The sequence below is a fragment of the Micromonospora endophytica genome (assembly GCF_003236305.1).
Classification (GTDB): domain Bacteria; phylum Actinomycetota; class Actinomycetes; order Mycobacteriales; family Micromonosporaceae; genus Micromonospora; species Micromonospora endophytica.
Map to the genome: position 1 here is coordinate 1 of NZ_POTX01000303.1, position 5,920 is coordinate 5,920.

The 5,920-nt window shown below is 75.0% G+C and carries 5 protein-coding genes and 2 pseudogenes; 1 reads left to right on the forward strand and 6 read right to left on the reverse strand.

Annotated elements, in window-relative coordinates; translation table 11 throughout:
* Positions 1–72: 72 nt before the first annotated feature.
* The 6 genes and pseudogenes from C1I93_RS27435 to ssd form a co-directional block, all read right to left on the reverse strand.
* Entirely contained in the window at positions 73–405 is a 333-nt protein-coding gene (locus C1I93_RS27435; RefSeq protein ID WP_111246177.1) for a TadE family type IV pilus minor pilin, read from the reverse strand.
* A gap of 80 nt (positions 406–485) precedes the next feature.
* Positions 486–614: a DUF4244 domain-containing protein gene (locus tag C1I93_RS27440; protein ID WP_249412428.1), complete on the reverse strand. Its 129-nt coding sequence runs from the start codon at positions 612–614 to the stop codon at positions 486–488.
* A gap of 61 nt (positions 615–675) precedes the next feature.
* Positions 676–1,404, reverse strand: a complete 729-nt coding sequence (locus C1I93_RS27445; RefSeq protein ID WP_111246174.1) for a type II secretion system F family protein — start codon at positions 1,402–1,404, stop codon at positions 676–678.
* Positions 1,404–2,216, reverse strand: a pseudogene (locus tag C1I93_RS33340) (hypothetical protein); the annotation flags it as partial. The gene C1I93_RS27445 and the pseudogene C1I93_RS33340, both read right to left, overlap by 1 nt.
* Positions 2,217–2,839: 623 nt before the next feature.
* On the reverse strand, positions 2,840–4,039 hold the full coding sequence (locus C1I93_RS27455) for a TadA family conjugal transfer-associated ATPase (protein ID WP_111246175.1): 1,200 nt from the start codon (positions 4,037–4,039) through the stop codon (positions 2,840–2,842).
* Positions 4,036–5,133: a septum site-determining protein Ssd gene (ssd, locus tag C1I93_RS27460; RefSeq protein WP_111246176.1), complete on the reverse strand. Its 1,098-nt coding sequence runs from the start codon at positions 5,131–5,133 to the stop codon at positions 4,036–4,038. The genes C1I93_RS27455 and ssd overlap by 4 nt, the downstream gene beginning before the upstream one ends.
* Before the next feature lie 251 nt (positions 5,134–5,384).
* Here ssd and C1I93_RS31285 point away from each other — a divergent pair.
* Positions 5,385–5,920 (forward strand): annotated as a pseudogene (locus C1I93_RS31285) (hypothetical protein); the annotation flags it as partial.

A 5,920-nucleotide genomic window follows, 5' to 3' on the forward strand; every position in this document is an offset into this window, starting at 1 on the left:
GCGTCTTCCCCGCCCATGTCGCGCTCTCCCCGCGCCCAGCCCGTGGTCGCCCTCCGGTTCCTACACCGCCGGCTACGACTCATCGCGCGACGGCTGCGGCTCCGGTGGGCCGGGTTCGGCCACCGCCACGGCCACGCCCAGCACGGTGATCGCCGGCAGGTCGCCGCCGAGCACCCGGACCGGGGCGCGAACTGTGGCGCGGACCCGGTCGCCCTCGCGTACGACTGTCACCTCCGCGTCCGCCGGTGCGTACCGGCTGCCAGCCGACGCGCCGTCGTCGCCCCGGGAGGCGGCCAGCGCCGCCTCCCGGGCCGCGTCCAGGCAGGCCGCTCTGGTGCTCACCGCGTTGACGGCGGTCAGACCGGCGAGCAGGAGCAGCAGCAGCGCCGGCAGACCGGCCGCCATCTCGGCGGTGAAGGAACCCCGGTCGCGGCCGGTCGGCTTCCCCGACCGGCTCGTCCGGCGACCGGCCGGCCGGCGCCCGGTCACTTCAGCGCCCGGTCGATGACTGCGGCAAGTGCCGACTGCACGCTGTCGGAGGTCAGCACCTTGAGCAGGATGCCGCCGAAGGCAACTGCCGCGAGCGTCCCGACGGCGTACTCCGCGGTGTTCATGCCGGCGTCTCCGCGAAGGCGGGCGAGGATTCTGCGCACGTGTTCGTCCTTTCTCGATGGGTCACCACACGTCGCCGAGCACGGCGACGATCACCGGCACCAGACCGGCGAGAATGAAGGCGGGCAGGAAACACAGGCCCAGCGGCAGCACGATCAGCACACCGGCCCGACGGGCCGCCGCCTCGATCGCGATGGCCCGGTCTGCCCGCAGGTCGTCGGCGAGTCGGGTCAGGGCCCCCGCCAGAGCGGCCCCGCTGCTTGCCGAGCGGATGGCGGCGGTCGCGACGCGCTGCCCACCTGGCACCGGGGCCAAATGCGCCCAGGCTTCCTGCGGCACACCGCCGAGTTGCAACGTCCGGCCGACCCGGCTGAGCTGCTCGGCGAGCGGCCCGCCGAGCGCGTCGGCAACCGCGAGCACCGAACGTTCCACCGGCGCACCGGCGCGCAGCGCCGCCGCCAGCAGGTCAGCGGCGAGCGGAAGGTCGGCGGTGGCCCGCAGCCGACGGGCCCGTACGGCCGGATGCTCGATCCGCCGGAGCAACCGATCCAGCAGCACCACTGTGGGCAGCGCTACCACCAGGCCGGCCCAGCCCTCGACCAGCACCACCACTGCCACCCCGGCCAGCCCGGCGACCAGTCGGACGGTGTCGAGCCGGCGGTGCACCGGGCCGCTCGACGGCGTACGGGCCAGCCGGCGTAACCGGCGTAGCGGGCGGTACCGGTGCATCCCCAGCACCGCGAGCAGGACGGCACCGGAAACGACACCGGCAGCCAGGATCAGGATGGACATCAGCCCACACCGGCCGGCACCGCGCCGAGGCGATCCGCCCAGAGCAACCCGACCACCTGGAGTGCGACGGCGACGATCGCGCAGCTGCCGCCGATCGGGGTGTGCAGCAGCACCTCAAGCGGGTCCACGCCGATGCCGTAGCCGAGGCCGATGCCGCCCAGCGGCAGGGCGGCCAGCAACCACGCGGTGGCTCGTGCCCCGGCCGCCTGAGCCGCCGCCGCAGCCAGTCCCCGGTCCGTCGACCGGGCGTCGGCCTCGATCCGCTCGACCAACTCGGCCAGGGGTGCGCCGGTGCTGTCGGCCAGTCGTACCGCGGCCTGGGCCAGCCGTCCAGGCCGGTCCGGTAGCACGTCGCCGGTGCTGTGACCGGGCCGACCGTTATCGCCGGATCCGGGAGGCCGGGCTGCCGCCACAGCGGATGCGCTGGCAGGCTCCGCGGGGACCGGCGCAGTGGATGCCCTGGCAAGCCCCGCGGGGAGCACCGCCGCGGATGCCCTGGCAGGCTCGGCGGAGGCCGGCGCGGCCGAGTGGGTGAGCCCGAGACGTTCGGCGGCCACCGGGACCGGCAGCCCGGCCCGCAGGTCCGCGGCCAGGGCGCAGAGCTGGTCCAACCGGTCGCGACGGGCCTGGGTCGACCGCGCTGCCGCACCGTGCCGCAGCAGTGCCCGAGCCCCCAGCGCGCCGTACCCGCCGAGCGCGACCGCCGCCACCGCGCCGGCGAGCAGTCCGCCCAGTCCCGCGCCGAGCAGCACGGTCAACAGCAGGGCGCGTCGCGGCGGCATCGACCACGTCACCAGCCCGCCCGCCCTCGACACCAAGCCGCTCGATGTCAATGCCGGCCCGCTCGATGTCGACACCAAGCCGCTCGATGTCAATGCCGGGCCGCTCGATGTCGACACCAAGCCGCTCGATGTCAATGCCGGCCCGCTCAACGTCGACACCAGGCCGCTCCCCGTCGACACGGGTCCACTCGACACGGGCACGGGCACCGGCACACCGGAGACCGGTGGCCGAGGGGGCCGCAGGTCGCCCGCCAGCCCTGCCGCCCGCTGGTCCGGTCCGGGTCTCCCGGCGGCTGACGTACCCGTGCCCATGGGCGATCCGGCGAGAAGGGGGACCGGCGGGCGGCGGCTGCCACCGGCACCCGGTGGCCGGGAGGTGCCCGCCGGCCCGGCGTCGATCGCCGACCTACCTGGTTCGAACCGGCGCTGGACGACGCAGAACGGCCCGCGCGGTCCGGGCGCCTCCGGCGTGGCATCCAAGGCGACGTCCGGGGTGGCGTCCGGGGTGACGTCCGCCTCGCGTAACGCGACGACCCAGTCGACCAGGGGGTCTTCCCCGTCCCGCCGACTCGACCTCGCCCGCCACCTGTGGACCATCCACGCGGCGACGACTGCCAGCCCCAGCAGTGCCGGCAGCCACCAGTAGCCGCCGCTCATGACGGGCCCGGCGATCCGGGCCAGGGCTCGCAGAGGATCGGTGGCACCGGCACGTCCCGGCTGCTGATCAGCGTGCCGAGGGCCCGCGCCGCGAGGCCGATCCCGCGCCCCCGGATCCAGGCCGGGACGGTGGTGATCAGCCGGTCCGGCCCCTCGGGCAGCAGCAGGCAGATCGACTCCAACATCCGCCCCTGGGGCGTACGGCGAATGTGGAACACCACCTGGAGCGCCGAGGCCAGTTGGGCGTGCAGCGCCGGACGCGGCAGCCCGCCGAGCATGCCGAGCGCTTCCAGCCGGGCCGGTACGTCCGACGGGGCGTTGGCGTGCAGCGTCCCGGCACCACCGTCGTGCCCGGTGTTGAGCGCGGCGAGGAGATCGACCACCTCCCCGCCTCGGCACTCGCCCACCACCAGCCGGTCCGGGCGCATTCGCAACGCCTGCCGGACCAGGTCACTGAGGCCGACCGCGCCGGAACCCTCGACGTTCACCGTCCGCGCCTGCAACCCGACCACGTGCGGATGCACCGGGCGCAGCTCGGCGGCGTCCTCGACCAGCACGATCCGTTCGGTGGCCGGCACCAGCCCGAGCAGCGTGTTCAACAGGGTCGTCTTGCCGGAACCGGTGCCGCCGATCACCAGGTACGCCAGCCGGGCCGCCACCACCGCAGCGAGCACCGGCGCGACCGGCCGGGCCACCGTGCCCTGGGTGACCATCTCGTCGAGGGTGAAGGGGCGCTGCCGGAAGGTACGCAACGACAGGTACGGCCCGTCGGTCGCCACCGGCGGCAGGACGGCGTGCAGTCGTGTGCCGTCGGCCAGTCGCGCGTCCGCGTACGGTGATCCGTCGTCCAGGCGGCGACCAGCACCGGCGGTGAGTCGCTGCGCAAGCCGGCGGACGTCGTCCACTGTGCCCAGTGGGATCGGCACCTGATGCAGCCCCTGGCCGCGGTCGACCCACACCCGGTTTCCGTTGACCAGCACATCGGTCACCTCGGCGTCGGCAAGCAGCGGGGCGAGCGGTCCGGCCCCCACCAGGTCGTCGCGTACCTGATCGGCCATGCGCAGCAGCGCGGTGTCGCCGAGGACGGCGGCGGTCGGCTCGGCGCGTACCGCCGAGACGATCGCGGCCGGAGTGACAGGCGTGGTGGCGGCGGCGATCCGCTGCCGTACCCGGGCGGCGAGGTTCTCCTCGGTCATGCCGCACCGGCCGGAGCCTGGCCGGTCAGCTCGGTGACGATCCGCTGGCAGAGGTCGGCGAGTGGACCCCGCCCACCGGCGGCCGGCGCTTCGCCCCGCTCCAACCCACGGCAGAGTCCCGGCTCCGGGCGCAGCGTGCCGGCCAGCGGCAGACCCAGCGCCCGAGCCACCTCGGCCGCCCGCAGCCGCCCAGGCGCCGGGCCGCGCACGATGACCGAGAGGTCGTGGCAGTGTGGTGCGGCGACCGCCGCCACCCGGGCCGCCGCGGCGGTCGCCCGCAGCTCGGCCGGCACCACCACGAACGCCCGGTCGGCCGACTGGAGGGCGGTCACGGCCGCGTCGTCCAACTGCCGGGGCAGGTCGACCACCACGAACTCGCGACCCCGCCGGGCGGCGTCGAGAGTGGCCGCCATCGCCTCGGCCGGGACGGCGAGCACGTCACCCCGGTCCCAGGAGAGGACCACCAGGTCGCCTCGGCTGGGCAGCGCCCGGACCAGCGCCGGCGCGTCGACCCGGCCATCGGCGCCGGTGAGTGCCGGCCAGCGCAGCCCCTCCAACTGCTCCCAGCCGAGCACCAGATCGAGGCCGCCGCCGAGCGGATCGGCGTCGAGCAGGAGGGTACGCAGCCGGGCGCGGGCGGCGGTGACTGCCAGCCCGCCGGCCAGGATGCTCGCTCCTGCCCCGCCCCGACCACCCACCACGGCGACGACCCGGGCCGGCATCGCCCCGTCGACTCCGCACTCGGCGAACTGGTCGACCAGCCAGGGTTCGGCCGCCGGCAGGACGGCTACGTGTTCGGCACCGAGCAGGTCGGCGACCTGCCAGCCGGGCTCCATGTCGCTGGCCCTGCCCACCAGAACCAGTCGGGACCGCCGGGGCAACCGCGCCCGCAGGCAGGCCTGGGCCTGGTCGCTGCCGACAAGCACCAGCGGGGCGGGCTGCCAGCGGGTCCGGGCGGCGGCCGAGTCGGCGGCGACCTCCACTTCGACCCCACCGGCGGCGGCGAGCCGGAGCAGATCGTCGAGCAGGTCACCGTCCGCCGTGACGACCAGGGGTGGTCGCCGGTGCGGCGGAAGGGAGGTACGGGACGGCATCGCGGCCTCCAACGGTCGGCACGGGTTCGCTGAGCCGAACCCTGCCGCCGCGACCGCCTCCGACGCCGCCCCACATCACCGATCTGTGGATAACCGAGGCGGTTGTGGAAAACGCCCGCGACGCCTGTTGATCTGCTATGCGTAACCGGCTGACTTCGCACCCCACCAGGCATGGCGCAAGACGACACGCGGCACGCATAATCGACGTCCTGTGCCGTCGGCAGAACGGCATCCCTCGCCGGATCGAGGTCATGGAGCACTCACCCCCGCACAAGCCCCGACCCGAACCAGAACTCCGGATCGGTCCGTGGCTGTACCACCCGCACGCCACCGTCCCGCAGCCGAGACGACTGGCTCTGCCGGCAGCCCCGGCACAACCAGCGCTACCCGCGGTCCCGTACCTCCGCGAGAAGCAACCGGCTGCCGTACGCCCACCTGCGGTCATCCCCGCCGAGCCGGCACATCACGGCGATGGCCGCCTGTCGCACCGGCTCATGCTGGCCGGCGTGGCCGCAGCCGTACTCGGTCTCATGCTCACCATGCTCTGGCCGACGGCCCAACCGCCGGTCGTCGACGCCGACGGCCCACCCGGCTGGACCGGCCGTTCGCCTGTCGGCCTGACGCCGGCGGCGGAGGTCACCGTCCCCGGAGTGTCGCCGTCGGTGCCGGAGGCCGGATCGTCGGTCGGCGGGGTCTCGTCCACCCGGCCGGTGCGCCCCGGCCAGGTCTCCGCGCCAGCCCGCTCGCCGTCGGCGGCACCGACCCCGACCACCCCCGTGCCCAAGCC

What these genes read in the sequence shown, in the direction of transcription:
- C1I93_RS27445 (WP_111246174.1), bottom strand. Translation starts at nt 1,404, where the DNA reads ATGTCCATCCTGATCCTGGCTGCCGGTGTCGTTTCCGGTGCCGTCCTG.
- ssd (WP_111246176.1), bottom strand. Translation starts at nt 5,133, where the DNA reads ATGCCGTCCCGTACCTCCCTTCCGCCGCACCGGCGACCACCCCTGGTC.
- C1I93_RS27440 (WP_249412428.1), bottom strand. Translation starts at nt 614, where the DNA reads ATGAACACCGCGGAGTACGCCGTCGGGACGCTCGCGGCAGTTGCCTTC.
- C1I93_RS27435 (WP_111246177.1), bottom strand. Translation starts at nt 405, where the DNA reads ATGGCGGCCGGTCTGCCGGCGCTGCTGCTGCTCCTGCTCGCCGGTCTG.
- C1I93_RS27455 (WP_111246175.1), bottom strand. Translation starts at nt 4,039, where the DNA reads ATGACCGAGGAGAACCTCGCCGCCCGGGTACGGCAGCGGATCGCCGCC.